Origin of the sequence: Flavobacterium sp. CECT 9288, assembly GCF_918731615.1 — a bacterium.
Classification (GTDB): domain Bacteria; phylum Bacteroidota; class Bacteroidia; order Flavobacteriales; family Flavobacteriaceae; genus Flavobacterium.
Map to the genome: position 1 here is coordinate 835,414 of NZ_OU957226.1, position 16,777 is coordinate 852,190.

Below are 16,777 nucleotides of genomic sequence, written 5' to 3' on the forward strand. Positions count from 1 at the left end.
GTTGAAAAATTGGATAATAATTTATTTAAAAAAAATAACAGTTACATTAAATTTTGCTATTTTTGTGGCACTTTATTTCTGGAAGAAATTCAGAAGCCAGTCAAATTCTATATTATGAACATACACGAATATCAAGGAAAAGAAATTCTAGCAAGTTACGGAGTACGCATTCAACGCGGAATTGTAGCAAATAGTCCAGCTGAAGCTGTTGAAGCTGCGAAACAATTAACTGCCGAAACGGGTACAGGATGGCATGTTATTAAAGCACAAGTTCATGCAGGTGGACGTGGAAAAGGTGGAGGAGTAAAACTTGCCAAAAATTTACAACAAGTAGAAGAAATTGCAGGTCAAATCATAGGGATGCAATTAATTACACCTCAAACAACAGCTGAAGGAAAAAAAGTAAGTACTATATTAGTTGCTGAAGATGTGTACTATCCTGGAGAAAGTGAAACATCAGAGTTTTATGTATCTGTATTATTAAATAGAGCTACTGGTCGTAACATGATCATGTATTCTACCGAAGGTGGAATGGATATTGAAGAAGTTGCTGAGCACACACCACATTTAATCTTTACTGAAGAAATTGATCCTTCTGTAGGTTTACAAGGTTTTCAAGCAAGAAGAATTGCTTTTAACTTAGGACTTTCAGGAAATGCGTTCAAAGAAATGGTGAAATTCATCGATTCTTTATACAATGCATACATCGGATCTGATGCTTCAATGTTTGAAATCAACCCAGTTTTAAAAACATCTGATGATAAAATTATGGCTGTTGATGCAAAAGTTAACATTGATGACAATGCATTATACAGACAAAAAGCATATGCTGACATGCGTGACGTTCGTGAGGAAAACCCAATCGAAGTTGAAGCAAAAGAAGTTGGCTTGAACTATGTAGATCTTGACGGAACTGTAGGATGTATGGTAAACGGAGCAGGTCTTGCAATGGCAACTATGGATTTAATTAAGTATGCTGGTTTTGAGCCTGCAAACTTCCTTGACGTAGGTGGAACTGCTGATGCAAAACGTGTTGAAACTGCTTTCCGTATTATCTTAAAAGATCAAAACGTAAAAGCTATTTTGATTAATATTTTTGGTGGAATTGTTCGTTGTGACCGTGTGGCACAAGGAGTTGTTGACGCTTACAAAAATATGGGTGATGCTATTAAAGTGCCAATCATTGTTCGTTTACAAGGTACCAATGCAGCTATTGCAAAAGAATTAATTGATAATTCAGGAATGCCAATTTTATCTGCTGTTGAATTTCAAGAAGCAGCTGATCAAGTACAAGCGGCACTTTCTTAATTAGAAAATTGTTATATATTAGAAACCTGTTTGCTTTAGTAAACAGGTTTTTTTATGCCAAATAATTAGTGGAAAGTAAACAATTCATAATATTATTGGAAAGTACAAAACAGTATAGCACGGATCAATTACCTTTGTTTTTTTAAATTTGATATCATGAAACTTCATATAAAAAATAACTTCACATCTGAATTACCGGCTGATCTTGACCTTGAAAATACTCCAAGGCAAGTTGAACAAGCGTGCTTCTCCTATGTAACACCATTAAAACCGAGTAATCCTGAATTAATTCATGCTTCTGCTGAAGTAGCTAATACTATCGGACTTAGTGAAGAAGATATTGCATCAACTGCATTTTTAAATACGTTTTCAGGTACTACCATTTATCCTGAAACTAAGCCTTATGCCTTGTGTTATGCAGGTCACCAGTTTGGGAATTGGGCTGGACAACTGGGTGATGGGCGTGCCATAAATTTAACTGAAGTTCTACATAACAATGAATCGTATACGTTGCAACTGAAAGGTGCTGGGCCTACACCATATTCTAGAAATGCAGATGGATTTGCGGTTTTGCGCTCTTCCATTAGAGAATACTTATGTGCCGAGGCCATGCATTATTTAGGAGTTCCCACAACTCGTTCGCTTTCGTTAATGTTATCTGGAGATCCCGTTCTACGCGATGTTTTGTACAATGGAAATCCTGCTTATGAGAAAGGCGCAATTGTAGCAAGAGTGGCTCCATCTTTTATTCGTTTTGGAAGTTTCGAAATTTTTGCCGCGCGTGAAGATCACGAAAATTTAAAATTACTGACAGATTTTACTATTAAACATCATTTTCCACAAATTCAAAAAGAAGGAATCGAAAAATACTTAGCCTTTTTTCAAGAAGTTACTCAAACCACGCTCAATATGATTGTCAACTGGCAGCGCGTTGGTTTTGTGCATGGTGTAATGAATACGGATAATATGTCTATTCACGGGATTACAATTGATTATGGTCCTTACGGTTGGTTAGAAGATTTTAATCCAGGGTGGACTCCTAATACCACTGACAGGCAGCATAAAAGGTACCGTTATGGCAATCAACCTGAAATGGCATTGTGGAATTTATACCAATTAGCAAATGCATTATATCCTTTAATTCAAGATGCCAAGCCGCTGGAAGCTATTCTTGAGGCATTCAGTACCAATTACGAAAAGGAGTATTTGAAAATGATGCAAAATAAGATTGGTCTCCAAATCAAAAAAGAAGAGGATGTTGTCTTGATTCATAGTTTGGTTGAATTACTTCAACTAGTAGAAACCGATATGACTATTTTCTTTAGGAATCTAAGCGATGTTACCAAAGTAGCTACTTCGATAGCCGCTTTTAATACTGTTAAAGCTGCTTTTTACAATGAAAAGGATTTAGATGAAACCATCTTGAGTGAATGGTACGATTGGTTTGAAAAGTACAGTATTCGAATTAATGAAGAGGTTATTTCTGATTTGGAAAGAAAAGATCAAATGGATAAAGTAAATCCCAAGTATGTATTGCGAAATTACATGGCGCAATTGTGCATTGATGATGCGGATAAAGGAGATTACGGTTTGCTAAATGAATTATTTGAGATGCTCCAAAAACCTTATGATGAGCAACCTAATTTTCAAAAATGGTTTGCCAAAAGACCGGATTGGGCTAGAGATAAAGTAGGCTGTAGTATGTTAAGCTGTAGTTCTTAAAAGTGAATTTAGAATTATTTAATAGCAATAATATCTTCTCTTTTAATTAAGATTTTGTTTTTATTTTTCAGGAAAATTAAAAATACCTAACTAAATCCCGAACTCTCATTCAGGATTTAGTTAGGTATTAATTTCCTATTTCTTGAATCACATCCGATTCGTAAATATGAAAACCTTTCGTATTCTTTTGCGCTATGCGATAAAGTGCTTTCGCAACTGTATTTCTGTGTATGGCTTTGTATTTTTTTAGTTTTCCAACGAATACAAATGATACTAATTTCATCACAAAAGCACCAGCTTTTTCTGCAAATCTAAATTCATTTCGATCACCCAATAGTAGGGAAGGTTGCAGAATGGAAACGCTTTCAAAATTACAAGTTTTAAGAAAATCTTGAATTTCGCCTTTTGTCTTTAAATAAAAATTTGAAGACGTGGCATTGGCATCCAGTGAAGAGATCAACAAATAATTTTTCACTTTATTCTCTTGCGCAAAAAGGGCGAATTGTTTAGGATATTCAAAGTCTACTTTTTTAAATGCTTTTTGGCTACCAGCTTTTTTTATGGTAGTGCCAATAGTGCAAAAGAAATCATCGCCCACAACCCATTCTTTATAGCTTTCGGGCTTGTCAAAGTCAATGACGTGTTGGGTTAATTTGGGGTTTTGTATTCCCGTATCTCTTTTTACAAAGGTTACAACGCTTGTATATTCAGGATTGTCTAAAAGTATTTGGAGTAATTCAGATCCAATAAGACCTGTGCTGCCAATAATCAAGGCTGTTTTCACAATTATGATTTTTTATTTTTCCCGAAATTATATTTCACTTTCTCCACCACTTGCACTTTTGGTGTTCCTTTAGCAAATGTTTTCTTGAAAGGCTTTTTAGCGGCAGGTTTTGTTTTTGATGGAGCTTCGTCACCTCTTGCTCTTTCAGAATCTTTTGCTTTTGCTTTGAATTCTGTTCTTTCCCCGGCGCCTTCTTTTACTGGAATTTGTGCTTTGTGTTTGGCCAAAACATCATTTGGATTTTTTGGATTTTCCTTAGTTCCACGCAAGTGAATCACTAGTCCGTTCAAGAAATTACGCAATACTTGGTCACCACATTCCATGTAATTTTCATGTTTTTCATCACGAAAAAAAGCACCCAACTCCGATTTTGTAATTCTAAAATCTACTAATTCTAATATTTCAACTATTTGGTCGTCACGAAGCATAAGTGCCACGCGAAGTTTTTTAAAGATATCGTTATTTGTCATCATATTCTAATTTTATACAAAGGTACGTTTTAAAAGCATTTAGAATACAATTTTCAATTTAGAATTGGTTTGCGATCGCATTTCTACTTGATAATTTAAAATAAAATAATATTTTAGCACAAAATATAGATTATGAACGAATTTGAGGAAAGACGCAGTTTGTTGCTTGAAATGATAGCTTTTTCAACCGTTGATGGAAAATTACATAAACGCGAATATGAATTTCTGTCAATAGTAGCACAAGCTTTAGGAATAGAAAAAGATGTTTTCAAAGATTTATTTCATCAAGAAGTTCCTCAATTGACTATAAAAACAGAGTTTCTGAGAATTCAACAATTTTATAGATTGGCTTTGTTAATGTATTGTGATGGTGTGATACATGAAAAAGAATTAGCGTCTATCCAGCAAATAGCTATTGACATGGGATTGAATCCTAATGCTACCAAACGTATATTAAAATTAATGAGTGAATCACCCAACGCTATAATTGACGGGGCGGTTTTATTGAATGTTTTTCAGGAGCAACATAACTAGGACAATTGACCTTGCAACGCTTTGATCTCATCTCTAAGTTTTGCGGCTTGCATAAAATCTAATTCTTTTGCCGCTTTTTCCATTGATTTTCTTTTCTCTCGAATGAGTTTTTCCAGTTCAGGTTTAGACAGATAAAGATTTTCTGGCTCTGCTGCAGTGTTTAAAGTAGCACCTAATTCATAATCTACAAGAGGATTTTTGGTAAAGGCGCTTTCTATTTTTTTGTTCAACGCCATAGGAACTACATTGTGTTCCGTATTGTAATTGATTTGTTTGGTTCTTCGGTATGAAGTTTCGTCGATGGTTTTTTGCATGCTGGCCGTAATTTTATCGGCATACATGATTGCTTTTCCATTTAGGTTTCTTGCTGCACGACCAATTGTTTGCGTAAGCGATCGATGGCTTCTTAAAAAGCCTTCTTTGTCAGCATCTAAGATTGCTACAAGAGAAACTTCAGGTAAATCTAATCCTTCACGAAGTAAGTTGACACCTATTAGAACATCGAAAATTCCTTTCCTGAGGTCTTGCATGATTTCAATTCGTTCCAAAGTATCCACTTCAGAATGGATATAACGACAACGGATATGAACTTTGGTTAAATATTTAGCCAGTTCTTCGGCCATTCTTTTGGTCAAAGTAGTGACTAAAACACGCTCGTCAATTTCGGATCGAACTTGAATTTCTTCGATTAAATCATCAATTTGGTTCAAGCTAGGTCTTATTTCAATAATAGGATCCAATAGTCCTGTGGGGCGAATCACTTGCTCTACCACAACACCATCTGTTTTTTGTAACTCATAATCAGCAGGTGTTGCCGAAACGTAAATAACTTGATTTTGCATGGCTTCGAATTCCTCAAATTTCAAAGGACGGTTGTCCATTGCGGCAGGAAGTCTAAATCCGTATTCAACCAAGTTCTCTTTACGGCTGCGATCACCGCCATACATTGCACTCACTTGGGAGAGTGTTACGTGACTTTCATCTACGACCATCAAGTAATCTTTTGGGAAATAGTCTAGCAAGCAAAAAGGTCTAGTACCCGGCAAACGCCCATCTAAGTAACGAGAGTAATTTTCGATACCGGAACAATATCCCAGTTCCCGAATCATTTCTAAGTCGAAATTGGTTCGTTCTTCCAGTCTTTTAGCTTCAAGATGTTTACCTATTTCTTTAAAATAATCAACTTGTTTTACCAAGTCTTGTTGGATTTCCCAAATGGCATTTTGCAATACATCTGGCGAAGTCACAAACATATTAGCAGGATAAATGGTTAGTCTGTCAAATTTTTCAAGAACTTGAGAATTTTTAGTGTCAAAGCTTTCTATTTCTTCAATTTCATCCCCAAAGAAATGAATTCTATAGGCTTCATCGGCATAACTAGGGTATACATCAACGGTATCACCTTTTATCCTGAAACTTCCGGGATTAAAATCAGCTTCGGTTCTAGAATACAAACTTTGCACCAATTGATGTAATAATTTGGTCCGAGAAATAACTTGTCCTTTCTCTATTGGGATTAGGTTTTTTTGAAATTCAATAGGGTTACCAATACCATACAAACACGAAACAGATGCGACAACCAAAATATCTCTACGTCCAGAAAGCAACGAAGCAGTGGTTGACATTCGCATTTTTTCCAGCTCTTCATTGATGGATAAATCCTTCTCAATGAAAACGCCGGTAACAGGCATGAAAGCTTCAGGCTGGTAATAATCGTAGTAGGAAACAAAATATTCTACGGCGTTATTCGGGAAAAATTGTTTGAATTCCGAGTACAACTGAGCCGCTAATGTTTTGTTGTGTGCTAAAACCAGGGTAGGGCGTTGCACTTCTTGAATGACATTGGCCACAGTAAACGTTTTACCAGAGCCGGTAACTCCTAAAAGCGTTTGGAATTGATCTCCATCCACAATACCCTGCGCTAATTTTGCAATGGCTTGGGGTTGGTCACCTTTGGGCTGGTAATCGGATACTACTTGAAAATTCATGTCTTGGAATTACTTCATACAAAGATACGACTCAATTCAAGAAAATATGTTTTTAAAAACTTAAAACTTCCACGCTTTTTGTTGTGCTGAACTCAAGAATGTCCAAGCTAAGATGCGGCTTGTTTTTTGGCCTTGAGCCATATCAATAGTTTTGATTTCGACAGCGCTTACTTTGTTTAGTGTTTTGTATAAACTAGAAAGATTTTCTTTTTTGGACACTAAAGTCGTGAACCAAAGACACTGCATCGGATATTTTGCACTTTCGTAAATCATTTGTGTAACAAACCCTAGTTCTCCGCCTTCGCAAAATAATTCAGCATTGTGACCTCCAAAGTTCAATATAGGCTTTGTAGTTTTACTTGTACCGCTATTAGATTGTAAATTGTTTATTTTTCTTAAGGTACTTTTAGTAGCTTCATCTTGTGATGCGTGAAAAGGAGGATTGCAAATTGTAAAGGTGAATTTATCCTCAGGCGTTATAATATTTTTAAATATAAAACGTGATTCCGTTTGTTGTTGCAAGCTAATTAAATCAATGAGTTTTGGGTTGTTTTCGATGATAGTACTGCAGTTTTGAATTGCTTTTGTATCAATATCAGTTCCTACAAAACTCCAGCCGTAAACAGAACAACCTATAAGCGGATAGATGCAATTGGCACCCACACCAATATCTAACCCTTGAACAGTTTCGCCCTCAGGAATGACTCCGTTGTTGCTAGAGGCTAATAAATCTGCTAAATAATGAATATAATCAGCTCTACCAGGAATAGGTGGGCACAAATAATTGTTAGGAATATCCCAATTTTGAATGTCAAAGTGCTGCATCAAAAGCGCTTTATTCAAAGCTTTTACCGCTTCAGGATCACTGAAATCGATGGTTTCAGTTCCGTGCTCATTGGTTTTAACAAATTCACTTAGGGATGGATATGTAGTAATTAATTCTTTAAAATCATACCCTGTCCTGTCCAGATTCCTTGGGTGTAAATTTGTTTTTTCAGTACTCATTTTAAATCGTTCGTTCTTATTTTGGGTGCAAAGATAATCATAAGTAGTTTGCTAATGTAAAGTTAATGTGATTAAACAGCTGGAAAAGAAATCATAAAATTTAATTGAGACTTTTTTTGAAGCTTAAAAACGGCTACTTTTATGAAAAAAATGAATTTTATAGCAGCTCGATTCGTTTTTAAGAAGCGTTATTTAGTAATTTTAGGAATAGTACTCTACTTGTTTTTGTGTCAAGCTTGCATGACTATGCGGTTTACTCCTAAAGAAGCGACTTCATTTTTTTCAAAATCTCAAACGACGTATCAAGACACGACCTTTCAAAGCGGTGGTTTTAAGTTGCATTATGTAGCCACTGGATCAGTATTAAATCCGGTATTGCTTTTTGTTCATGGTTCGCCAGGAAGTTGGAATGCTTTCAAAGAGTATTTAGTAGATCCAGACTTACTAAAGAAATACCGAATGATTGCTATTGATCGTCCTGGATTTGGGTACAGTGATTTTGGCGATGCTCAAAATTTAGCAACACAATCACAATTCATATCCGCATTTATAAAATCTCAACATTTTAAAAAACCAGTTACGTTGGTGGGTCATTCATTAGGTGGTCCGCTTGTTGCACAACTTGCGGTTGATCATCCCGAGTGGTATCACAGGCTGGTAATTTTAGCGGGATCTCTTGATCCAAAAGCTGAAAAACCAGAAAAATGGCGCACGGTAATTAAGACAATTCCGTTGCGATATTTAATTCCAGGAGCGTTGAGACCCTCAAACGATGAATTGTGGTGGTTAAAAAAAGACTTGGTAACCTTAGAAAACCAACTTTATAAAATTGATTGCGAAGTGACCATTGTACATGGCACTAAGGATGTTTTAGTACCTTACAGCAATGTGGATTACATGAAAAAGAAGTTTGTAAACGCTAAGAAATTGACTGTAAAAACCATTCCCGAAGCCAATCATTTTATTCCATGGAGTCATTACGATATTGTTAAAAACGTAATTTTAGACGAAGAAACTATGAATTAATCCATACATTCCATGAGTAGCAAATCACCTTCTTCATGAAGTATGGTAACTAAGCCGTCTTGAGTCACGTGATTACTACTACCAGTTCGATATCCTATAGTTAAAGTATCGTTTTGAAGCGGATAAAATAAATTATCAGAGTGTATTCCTGTTACTTGTCCTATTGGGATTAAGGAAATAGGAGTTTGTGCCGTATACCATTTTTCGAATTTTCTAGGCAACAAAAATACTTTAGAGTGATCGTCCAGAATCACAATTTTCAGTAGGTTTCGGTATTTTGGAATGTTGGTTAGGTTTGTAATCGTGTGATCGGCTCTTTTTCCTGTTGCCCAAACCACATTTACAGCAGGTATTTTTCTATTAATTAAATAATCAAAAGCTTTCTCAAGGTCTGTTTTGTTTTGGTCAGGTGTATGAACAATTTCGAGCGGATATTGAGAAGTTTTATAGATTTCAGGATCAAAACCACGGTCAAAATCACCCAAAAGTACATCTACTTTTATGTCTAGTTCCATAACCCTCACCATAGCAGAGTCTAGTACAATTACAAGAGGAGACCACTCCAGCAATTGACCTAAAAGTTCAGGATTACAGGATGCGCCATTAGCAATTATTAAGGCAGGTTCTTGATCGTCCCGAACGATATGATGTGATGACATGTTTACTAATTTTGGTTTGGAGTACAAATATACTTATTCAACTGTATAATTTCTTACCTCCGTCTCGCTTAATGAAAAATACCCAAGCGGATAGTTTTCTGGTGTGGTCGAGTTGATGATATTTCCTCTTACAGTTGCTGGCGGTGCTTGAAATGGCCCACCTCCATTGTTACCAGCAATACTTACTAGAACACTCATATAATTGTAATAGGCTTTTGAAATTCCGATATGCGTTACCGCAATAAGATCTCCTTTCTTAAGTTCGTCGTTTTGAGAAATACTAAAAAATTCATTGCCGTTGAAAAACTCATCTTGATCCACATAATAATCTGCTTTTACTTGATTAGAATAGCTGTATTTGTAGAGGTAATAATTGGCAATTCCTGAAGGATCTTGGTAAAAAGTTTTTATTTCTTTATTGTTTCCGGTAAAGCCACCTTTGTCATTTTGAACAATTTTGGTAATAGAAGCAACAGGTTTTAATGTTTCTGTGGCTGTATAGGTGGCGCCTTTGTTAATGATATTTAGCGTGTATGTCTCATTAAGAACTGGATTGAAATTGGTGCAAACATATTCTCCAGGCGTTCCTGTTTCAGTAAAAACAAAAATTGTGTTGGCACTATTTTTTATAGTCACAGTAGCTCCTGAAACTTTTGGAATTTTAGTGTCATAAAAACCAGTAGTTGTTGATAGTTTAATGGTTTGTACTGTACCACTTGTTCCTTTTTTCCAGTTTATTGCCGCTTCAATCACTAGTTTTGGCGCAGCATTATTCAAGTCAACATTTATTACATCTTCACAACCAGTGGTAATGCAAGTGCTAATTAGGATTAAGAGAAGGATTATTTTTTTCATCATCTGAAATTTTAAAAATATTTTAAGTACTAAAATTTAAAGTTGTAACTCACTGCTGGAACCATCCCAAAAATAGAGGTTCTTACGGCTTCATTATTGCCTGTGTCTGCGTTTTGTCTAAAATTGATTGACGCAGCATTACGACGGTTGTATATATTGTAGATACTAAAAACCCATTCGCCTTTCCATTGTCTATTTTTATTTTTTGTAGGAGTTAAGGTAGCTGCTAGATCTAAGTGGTGGTAGGCTGGTAATCTATTTTCATTGCGCAATCCATAGCTAGGAACAACTATGCCCAAATACTCGTATTGCCCAGTTGGGTAGGTTACTGGTTGCCCTGTTTGAAGTGCAAAGTTAGCGCCAAAAGACCATTTGTCATTTAAATTATAGGATGAGGTTACAGCAATATTATGCAACTTGTCATATACAGAGTTGTACCACTGACCATTGTTTATTCCTGTTTCTAGCGGAGTTCTTCCTGGTGTTTGTTGCTCTGATCTTGACAATGTGTACGAAATCCAACCGTTTAATCGACCTTCGTTTTTACGGAAAAGTATTTCCAAACCGTAGGATCGTAATTGACCATTTAAAATAATTTGTTCAATAGCTTTATTTGCAATTAAATCGGCTCCGTCAATATAGTCCAATCGGTTTTGAACCTCTTTGTAATAAGTTTCTACCTCAAGAGAATACATGTCATCTTTGAAATTTTTAAAATAGCCCAACGCAACTTGATCTGCAATTTGAGGTTTGATAAAATTGTCACTCGGTGTCCACACGTCTAGCGGAGTAGGAGATGAGGTGTTTGATATTAATTGTAAATACTGTACCATCCTGTTGTAACTGGCTTTTACAGATTGTTCGTCATTAATTTGGTACGCAATGGACAAGCGTGGCTCAAGATAATTATAGTTCTTAATGACCTTGTTTTTACCATAAAATTGAGAACTTATGGGTGTAGCTTTTTCATAAATTTGCAACTCAGGATCAAAAAGGACTGGATTGTTGTTCTCATAAATATTTACTGTAGATTGCCCTAATCTATAAAACATACTGTAACGAAGTCCGTAAGAAAGCGCTATTTTATTAGATATTTCATGATCTGCATTTAAGTAAAGCGCTGGTTCAAAAGCGTATTTTTTATCTAGCTGGTCAAAGTTAATTCCAGAATTTTCATTGCTAGGTTTTATGGTGCCGGGATTGAATTCATAGTAAATGGCGTTCAGTCCATAATTTAATTTGAACTTATTTGAAATGTAGTTTTTAAAGTCGTATTTGACATTGTAGTTTTTAATACCAGAATCCCATTTGAAACCTACAAAATCCAAATCCAAACCATAATAATAGTCACTGTAGATTAGTGATAAGTTTGAAAATAATTTTTCTGAAAATAAGTGATTCCATCTAAGGTTTAAAGTAGCATTCCCATAAATATTGGTAAAACTGTCGCTAAGACTGAAAACATCTCGGCCAAAATACCCCGATAAATATAAACTGTTATTTGGGTTTAATTTATAGCTTAATTTGGTATTCAAGTCATAAAAATAAGCAGAGTTGTCTTTTTGCTCTTCAGAAAGTTTCAAGAACAAATGTGCATAAGAGCTGCGACCGCCTATTAAGAAAGATCCTTTGTCTTTTACTAATGGTCCTTCGGCCAAAATTCTACTGGATATTAACCCAATTCCACCGTTTACATGAAATTCTTTACTGTTACCATCTTTTTGATAAATATCCAAAACTGATGAAGCTCTTCCGCCATATCGCGCTGGAATTCCACCTTTATACAATTTTAAATCTTTGATAGCATCAGGATTAAAAACAGAGAAAAATCCAAAAACATGTGAAGAATTGAAAATCGTTGCTTCATCTAATAAAATTAAGTTTTGATCAGCTCCACCACCTCGAACATTAAATCCAGAGGCACCTTCGCCAGCATTGGTAACACCAGGCAATAGTAAAATAGATTTTAAAACATCAACTTCTCCCAATACAACGGGCATTTTTTTGATTGCAGAAATGGAGAGTTTATTCACGCTCATCTCTGGTTTTTTGATGTCAATTTTGGTTTTATTATCGGTGATAATTACTTCCTTTAAAATGGTTTCATTACCCACTAGTTTGAAATTTCGAATCGTATTTTGGTTCAGATCAATAGATTCTTCAAGCGTTTGAAAACCCAAGTAACTTACCTGTATGGTGTAAATTCCCTTAGGAACTGTAATTGAAAAAAATCCATATTCATTAGTTGTAACACCTGTTTTTAAACTTGGTAAAACAACATTTACACCTATTAAAGACTCGTTACTGCTTGCATCGATTATAGTCCCACTAAGGGTGAATTTTTCCTGAGCAAAAGAGCAAAATGACGTTAGTACAACTATAAAGTACAGAATGTATTTTTTTGAGTTCATTGTTTTGTTTTTATCAGAATGAAAGTACAAATTACCTCAAATAGTTTGGTAATTTGCATATAACACATGTTAAGGTATTGCTAAGATAAAAAAAAGACAACTTTTTACAGTTGTCTTCTTTTTTTGTATCACTGTCCCGTCCTGAAATAGCGATACACAAAAACAATCGTTATGGAAGAATACACGAATTATGTAAAGCGCACCCAGCGAGATAACAGCATGTCCTTAAAACTTCAAATCGTTAGAGAAGTTGAGCAAGGTAGTTCATCAATTACCCAAATTAGAAAACAATATGGCATTCAAAGCCATGCTACAGTTCTGGGCTGGTTACGAAAATTTGGTAACTTTGATTGGGAAAACCAACCCCCTTTGAATATGGCAAAGTCACCCGAACAAAAAATTATGGAACTTGAAGTCCAAGTCAAGCTATTAGAAAAACAAAAGGCTCTTTTAGAACGACAAGCTTACGTTGCAGATAAAAAAGCAATCTTGTTTGACATGATGATTGATTTAGCTGAGAAAGAATATCATATAGATATCCGAAAAAACTCTGCACCCGAACAATCGCCCGCTTTAGAGCAAAAGAACAAAAAACAGTAGCGTTTACCTGTTATTTGTTCGGGATAGACAGACAGGTTTATTATCGAAAGACTAGAAGAATAGCATCCAAACAAAACAAAGCCAAAGAAGTGATTTTGATGGTGAATAATATCAGGAAGACAATGCCTAGAATAGGTACTCGAAAACTATATTATCTTTTGTTTGATAAACTTCAATTAATGAAAATTGGAAGAGATAAGTTCTTTGATATACTCAGAGCCAATCATTTATTGATACATCCTAAACGAAGTTATCATGTAACGACTAACTCACATCATCGATTTAATAAACATCAAAATCGAATTCTAGATTTAGAAATTAACAGACCAGAGCAAGTTTGGGTCTCTGATATAACCTATATAGGAAAAAGAGATAATCCTTGCTATTTAAGCTTAGTCACAGATGCTTATTCTAAAAAGATTATGGGATATTATGTTGCCGATAACATGAACACAGAAAGCAGTTTGAAGGCTTTTAAAATGGCTCTTAAACACAGAAACAACAAAAACTTACCATTGATACATCATTCAGACAGAGGGATTCAATATTGTGCTAATGACTACCAAATGCAACTTAATAAAAATAAAATTCTATGCAGTATGACACAAAACTCTGACCCTTATGAAAATGCAGTGGCAGAAAGGATCAATGGTATTTTAAAACAGGAATTTAGGATTGACAAATACAATCAAAAAGCAGAAATCATGCAAAAAATTGTAAAAGAAGCTATTGATATCTATAATGAAATCAGACCTCATTATTCTAATTACATGCTTACTCCAAATCAGATGCATCACCAAAACAAAATTAAAATGAGAACCTATAAAACAAAAAACAGTAGCAAACCAGAGCTTGCTACTGTCTAAAATTGTACTTTTATTTTTTATTAATCCTGTATCACTTTTTCAGGACTAGACACACTATTGTTATTCTACTTATGCAATTTTTGCTAAAATGGCATTGAATGTTGCACTAGGACGCATGGCTTTGCTTGTCAACTCTGGATTAGGTTGATAATGTCCATTAATATGTTGAGGTTGGCCTTGAGCTGCAATAAGTTCAGTATTAATGCTTGCTTCATTAGCTAACAACTCAGATGCAATAGGAGTAAAAATCGCTTTTAATGACGGTTCTTTATCTTGAGCTGCAAGAGCTTCTGCCCAGTACATAGCCAAGTAAAATTGTGACCCTCTGTTGTCAATTCCACCTACTTTACGTGCAGGCGATTTGTCATTTGCTAAGAATTTTTCAGTAGCTACATCTAATGTTTCAGCAAGAACAATTGCTTTGTTGTTGTGTAAAGTTTGTCCTAAATGTTCTAAAGAAGCTCCAAGTGCTAGGAATTCTCCAAGAGAGTCCCAACGCAAGTATCCTTCTTCTGTAAATTGCTCAACGTGCTTAGGAGCTGATCCGCCTGCGCCAGTTTCAAACAATCCACCACCATTCATCAATGGAACGATAGAAAGCATTTTTGCAGATGTTCCTACTTCTAAAATTGGGAATAAATCAGTTAAGTAATCACGTAATACATTTCCTGTTACTGAAATAGTATCTAAACCTTGAACAATTCTTTCTAAGGTAAAGTTAGTAGCCTCGATAGGGTTTAAAATCTGAATATCTAAACCAGTAGTATCAAAATCTTTCAAGTAATGATTTACTTTTATGATCAATTCTCTATCGTGTGCTCTGTTGTTATCTAACCAGAATATCGCTGGAGTATTAGACAAACGAGCTCTGTTTACAGCTAGTTTTACCCAGTCTTGAATAGGAGCGTCTTTGGCTTGACACATTCTAAAAATATCATTTGTTTCAACAGTTTGCTCCATTAAAACAGTTCCATTAGTGTCTACTACTCGAACTACACCATCCGTTGCAATTTGAAAAGTCTTGTCGTGAGATCCGTATTCTTCGGCTTTTTGTGCCATCAAACCTACGTTTGGAACACTTCCCATGGTAGTAGGGTCAAAAGCGCCGTGTTTTTTACAAAAATCAATAGTTGCTGTGTACACACCTGCATAACTGCGGTCTGGTATCATGGCAACAGTATCTTGTTGCTTGCCTTCTTTGTTGTACATCTGACCCGAAGTACGAATCATTGCAGGCATAGATGCATCTACAATTACGTCAGATGGAACGTGTAAGTTTGTAATTCCTTTGTCAGAATTTACCATTGCCAATGCAGGACCATTTTCGATAGCTGCGTTTAATGCGGCTTCAACTTCGGCTTGTAATGGATTTCCAGCTATTTTAGCATAAATATCACCTAAACCATTGCGGGTGTCAATGTTTAACTCTTGGAATAAAGTAGCGTATTTTTCGAATACTGATGCAAAATATACTTCTACGATAGCGCCAAAAATGATGGGATCCGATACTTTCATCATCGTAGCTTTCAAGTGAACCGAAAGTAAAACGTTTAATTCTTTTGCTTCGGTAATAGTCTTCGCTACAAATGTTTTTAGTGCATGTAAGTTCAATACGGCGCTATCAATGATTTCTCCAGCTTTTAGCGGAGTGCTTGCTTTTAAAACAGTTGTTGTTCCGTCTTTGGCTACTAATTCAATTTTTACATCTGTAGCTTCAGTTAAGCTAACTGACTTTTCACTACCGTAAAAATCGCCACTTTCCATAGAGGCAACGTATGTTTTAGAGTCTGCAGTCCAAGCTCCCATTGAATGTGGATTGGCTTTAGCATAATTTTTAACCGCTTTTGGTGCTCTTCTATCTGAATTTCCTTCACGTAAAACAGGATTTACAGCAGATCCTAATATTTTAGAGTATTTTGCTTTGATAGCAGTCTCAGCTTCGTTTTGTGGCTCTTCAGGAAAGTTTGGTAATTGGTATCCATGAGATTGTAGTTCAGCAATAGCTGCTTTCAATTGCGGAACAGATGCAGATACGTTTGGTAATTTTATAATATTAGCTTCTGGAGTGGTGGCTAGTTGTCCAAGTTCAAGTAAGGAATCAGCTGTTTTTTGATCCTCAGTCAAAAACTCCGGAAAGTTAGATAAGATTCTACCCGCTAATGAAATGTCTCTAGTTTCAATTTCAATGTCAGAAGTTCTTGTAAATGCTTGTACAATAGGTAAAAATGAATAAGTGGCCAGTAATGGCGCTTCATCAGTAAGCGTGTAAAAAATTTTTGATTTCTGTGTCATTTTTTTATTTTTATAATCGAATCACGTTAAATGTAGCTTATTCAAGGAATTTTCTTGAAATAAGACGTACAAATATATGAAAATCAGATGTAATTGAGGGACGATTTGAGAGAGAAAAACTTGAATTTAAGGATTACTAACGTGTTATTCTCAAATTGTTATATTTCAGGTTACAATCCTACTGAATTCTAAATTTATAAGGAAGTTATAAACAAAAAAAAAGTCCCAAACATGTTGGGACTTTTATTATAAAGAGA

Annotated in this window: 14 protein-coding genes; 6 read left to right on the forward strand and 8 right to left on the reverse strand. The window is 35.3% G+C overall.

The annotated features are described in order from the left end of the window. The first annotated feature begins 114 nt into the window (after positions 1-114). Positions 115-1,308, forward strand: coding sequence for an ADP-forming succinate--CoA ligase subunit beta (sucC, locus tag LQ189_RS03765; protein WP_230154395.1), 1,194 nt, complete (start codon positions 115-117; stop codon positions 1,306-1,308). Between the two features lie 153 nt (positions 1,309-1,461). Further along, positions 1,462-3,030: a YdiU family protein gene (locus LQ189_RS03770; RefSeq protein WP_230158618.1), complete on the forward strand. Its 1,569-nt coding sequence runs from the start codon at positions 1,462-1,464 to the stop codon at positions 3,028-3,030. 127 nt (positions 3,031-3,157) lie between these two features. Here LQ189_RS03770 and LQ189_RS03775 read toward each other — a convergent pair whose 3' ends face one another. Together LQ189_RS03775 and LQ189_RS03780 are read right to left on the reverse strand one after the other, a co-directional pair. Further along, positions 3,158-3,814, reverse strand: coding sequence for an NAD(P)H-binding protein (locus tag LQ189_RS03775; RefSeq protein WP_230154396.1), 657 nt, complete (start codon positions 3,812-3,814; stop codon positions 3,158-3,160). Between the two features lie 2 nt (positions 3,815-3,816). Then, positions 3,817-4,284, reverse strand: coding sequence for a DUF1456 family protein (locus LQ189_RS03780; protein ID WP_086453877.1), 468 nt, complete (start codon positions 4,282-4,284; stop codon positions 3,817-3,819). A 132-nt stretch (positions 4,285-4,416) separates the two neighbouring features. Here LQ189_RS03780 and LQ189_RS03785 point away from each other — a divergent pair, with 132 nt between their 5' ends. Beyond that, complete coding sequence (locus LQ189_RS03785) at positions 4,417-4,818, forward strand: excinuclease ABC subunit B (RefSeq protein ID WP_086453878.1); 402 nt, start codon at positions 4,417-4,419, stop codon at positions 4,816-4,818. Here the strand turns inward: LQ189_RS03785 and uvrB are convergent. Together uvrB and rlmF are read right to left on the reverse strand one after the other, a co-directional pair. Continuing rightward, positions 4,815-6,806 carry an excinuclease ABC subunit UvrB gene (gene uvrB, locus LQ189_RS03790; RefSeq protein ID WP_230154397.1) on the reverse strand — a complete coding sequence of 664 codons (1,992 nt, stop codon included), beginning with the start codon at positions 6,804-6,806 and terminating at the stop codon, positions 4,815-4,817. The two genes, LQ189_RS03785 and uvrB, sit on opposite strands and share 4 nt — an antisense overlap. Positions 6,807-6,866: 60 nt before the next feature. Further along, the gene (gene rlmF / locus LQ189_RS03795; RefSeq protein ID WP_230154398.1) at positions 6,867-7,811 is read right to left on the reverse strand and encodes a 23S rRNA (adenine(1618)-N(6))-methyltransferase RlmF; all 945 of its coding nucleotides are present in this window, start codon (positions 7,809-7,811) and stop codon (positions 6,867-6,869) included. Positions 7,812-7,952: 141 nt separating this feature from the next. Between rlmF and LQ189_RS03800 the strand changes: the two genes are divergently transcribed. Beyond that, the gene (locus tag LQ189_RS03800; protein ID WP_230154399.1) at positions 7,953-8,837 is read left to right on the forward strand and encodes an alpha/beta fold hydrolase; all 885 of its coding nucleotides are present in this window, start codon (positions 7,953-7,955) and stop codon (positions 8,835-8,837) included. Here the strand turns inward: LQ189_RS03800 and LQ189_RS03805 are convergent. Genes LQ189_RS03805 through LQ189_RS03815 form a run of 3 tightly spaced genes read right to left on the reverse strand, consistent with a single transcriptional unit; the run spans position 8,834 to position 12,762 of the window. After that, the gene (locus tag LQ189_RS03805; RefSeq protein ID WP_230154400.1) at positions 8,834-9,496 is read right to left on the reverse strand and encodes a thiamine diphosphokinase; all 663 of its coding nucleotides are present in this window, start codon (positions 9,494-9,496) and stop codon (positions 8,834-8,836) included. The two genes, LQ189_RS03800 and LQ189_RS03805, sit on opposite strands and share 4 nt — an antisense overlap. A 33-nt stretch (positions 9,497-9,529) precedes the next feature. Next, on the reverse strand, positions 9,530-10,351 hold the full coding sequence (locus LQ189_RS03810; RefSeq protein WP_230154401.1) for a DUF4249 domain-containing protein: 822 nt from the start codon (positions 10,349-10,351) through the stop codon (positions 9,530-9,532). A gap of 29 nt (positions 10,352-10,380) precedes the next feature. After that, complete coding sequence (locus LQ189_RS03815; RefSeq protein ID WP_230154402.1) at positions 10,381-12,762, reverse strand: TonB-dependent receptor; 2,382 nt, start codon at positions 12,760-12,762, stop codon at positions 10,381-10,383. 171 nt (positions 12,763-12,933) lie between these two features. Between LQ189_RS03815 and LQ189_RS03820 the strand changes: the two genes are divergently transcribed. After that, positions 12,934-13,362 (forward strand): hypothetical protein, encoded by a 429-nt coding sequence (locus LQ189_RS03820; protein ID WP_230154403.1) that lies wholly within the window; start codon positions 12,934-12,936, stop codon positions 13,360-13,362. 14 nt (positions 13,363-13,376) lie between these two features. Next, positions 13,377-14,228: an IS3 family transposase gene (locus LQ189_RS03825; RefSeq protein WP_221917391.1), complete on the forward strand. Its 852-nt coding sequence runs from the start codon at positions 13,377-13,379 to the stop codon at positions 14,226-14,228. A gap of 69 nt (positions 14,229-14,297) precedes the next feature. Here LQ189_RS03825 and LQ189_RS03830 read toward each other — a convergent pair whose 3' ends face one another. Further along, positions 14,298-16,520: an NADP-dependent isocitrate dehydrogenase gene (locus tag LQ189_RS03830; RefSeq protein WP_230154404.1), complete on the reverse strand. Its 2,223-nt coding sequence runs from the start codon at positions 16,518-16,520 to the stop codon at positions 14,298-14,300. Positions 16,521-16,777: the final 257 nt, after the last annotated feature.

What these genes read in the sequence shown, in the direction of transcription:
- LQ189_RS03820 (WP_230154403.1), top strand. Translation starts at nt 12,934, where the DNA reads ATGGAAGAATACACGAATTATGTAAAGCGCACCCAGCGAGATAACAGC.
- LQ189_RS03780 (WP_086453877.1), bottom strand. Translation starts at nt 4,284, where the DNA reads ATGACAAATAACGATATCTTTAAAAAACTTCGCGTGGCACTTATGCTT.
- rlmF (WP_230154398.1), bottom strand. Translation starts at nt 7,811, where the DNA reads ATGAGTACTGAAAAAACAAATTTACACCCAAGGAATCTGGACAGGACA.
- LQ189_RS03800 (WP_230154399.1), top strand. Translation starts at nt 7,953, where the DNA reads ATGAAAAAAATGAATTTTATAGCAGCTCGATTCGTTTTTAAGAAGCGT.
- LQ189_RS03830 (WP_230154404.1), bottom strand. Translation starts at nt 16,520, where the DNA reads ATGACACAGAAATCAAAAATTTTTTACACGCTTACTGATGAAGCGCCA.
- LQ189_RS03785 (WP_086453878.1), top strand. Translation starts at nt 4,417, where the DNA reads ATGAACGAATTTGAGGAAAGACGCAGTTTGTTGCTTGAAATGATAGCT.
- sucC (WP_230154395.1), top strand. Translation starts at nt 115, where the DNA reads ATGAACATACACGAATATCAAGGAAAAGAAATTCTAGCAAGTTACGGA.
- uvrB (WP_230154397.1), bottom strand. Translation starts at nt 6,806, where the DNA reads ATGAATTTTCAAGTAGTATCCGATTACCAGCCCAAAGGTGACCAACCC.
- LQ189_RS03805 (WP_230154400.1), bottom strand. Translation starts at nt 9,496, where the DNA reads ATGTCATCACATCATATCGTTCGGGACGATCAAGAACCTGCCTTAATA.
- LQ189_RS03810 (WP_230154401.1), bottom strand. Translation starts at nt 10,351, where the DNA reads ATGAAAAAAATAATCCTTCTCTTAATCCTAATTAGCACTTGCATTACC.
- LQ189_RS03815 (WP_230154402.1), bottom strand. Translation starts at nt 12,762, where the DNA reads ATGAACTCAAAAAAATACATTCTGTACTTTATAGTTGTACTAACGTCA.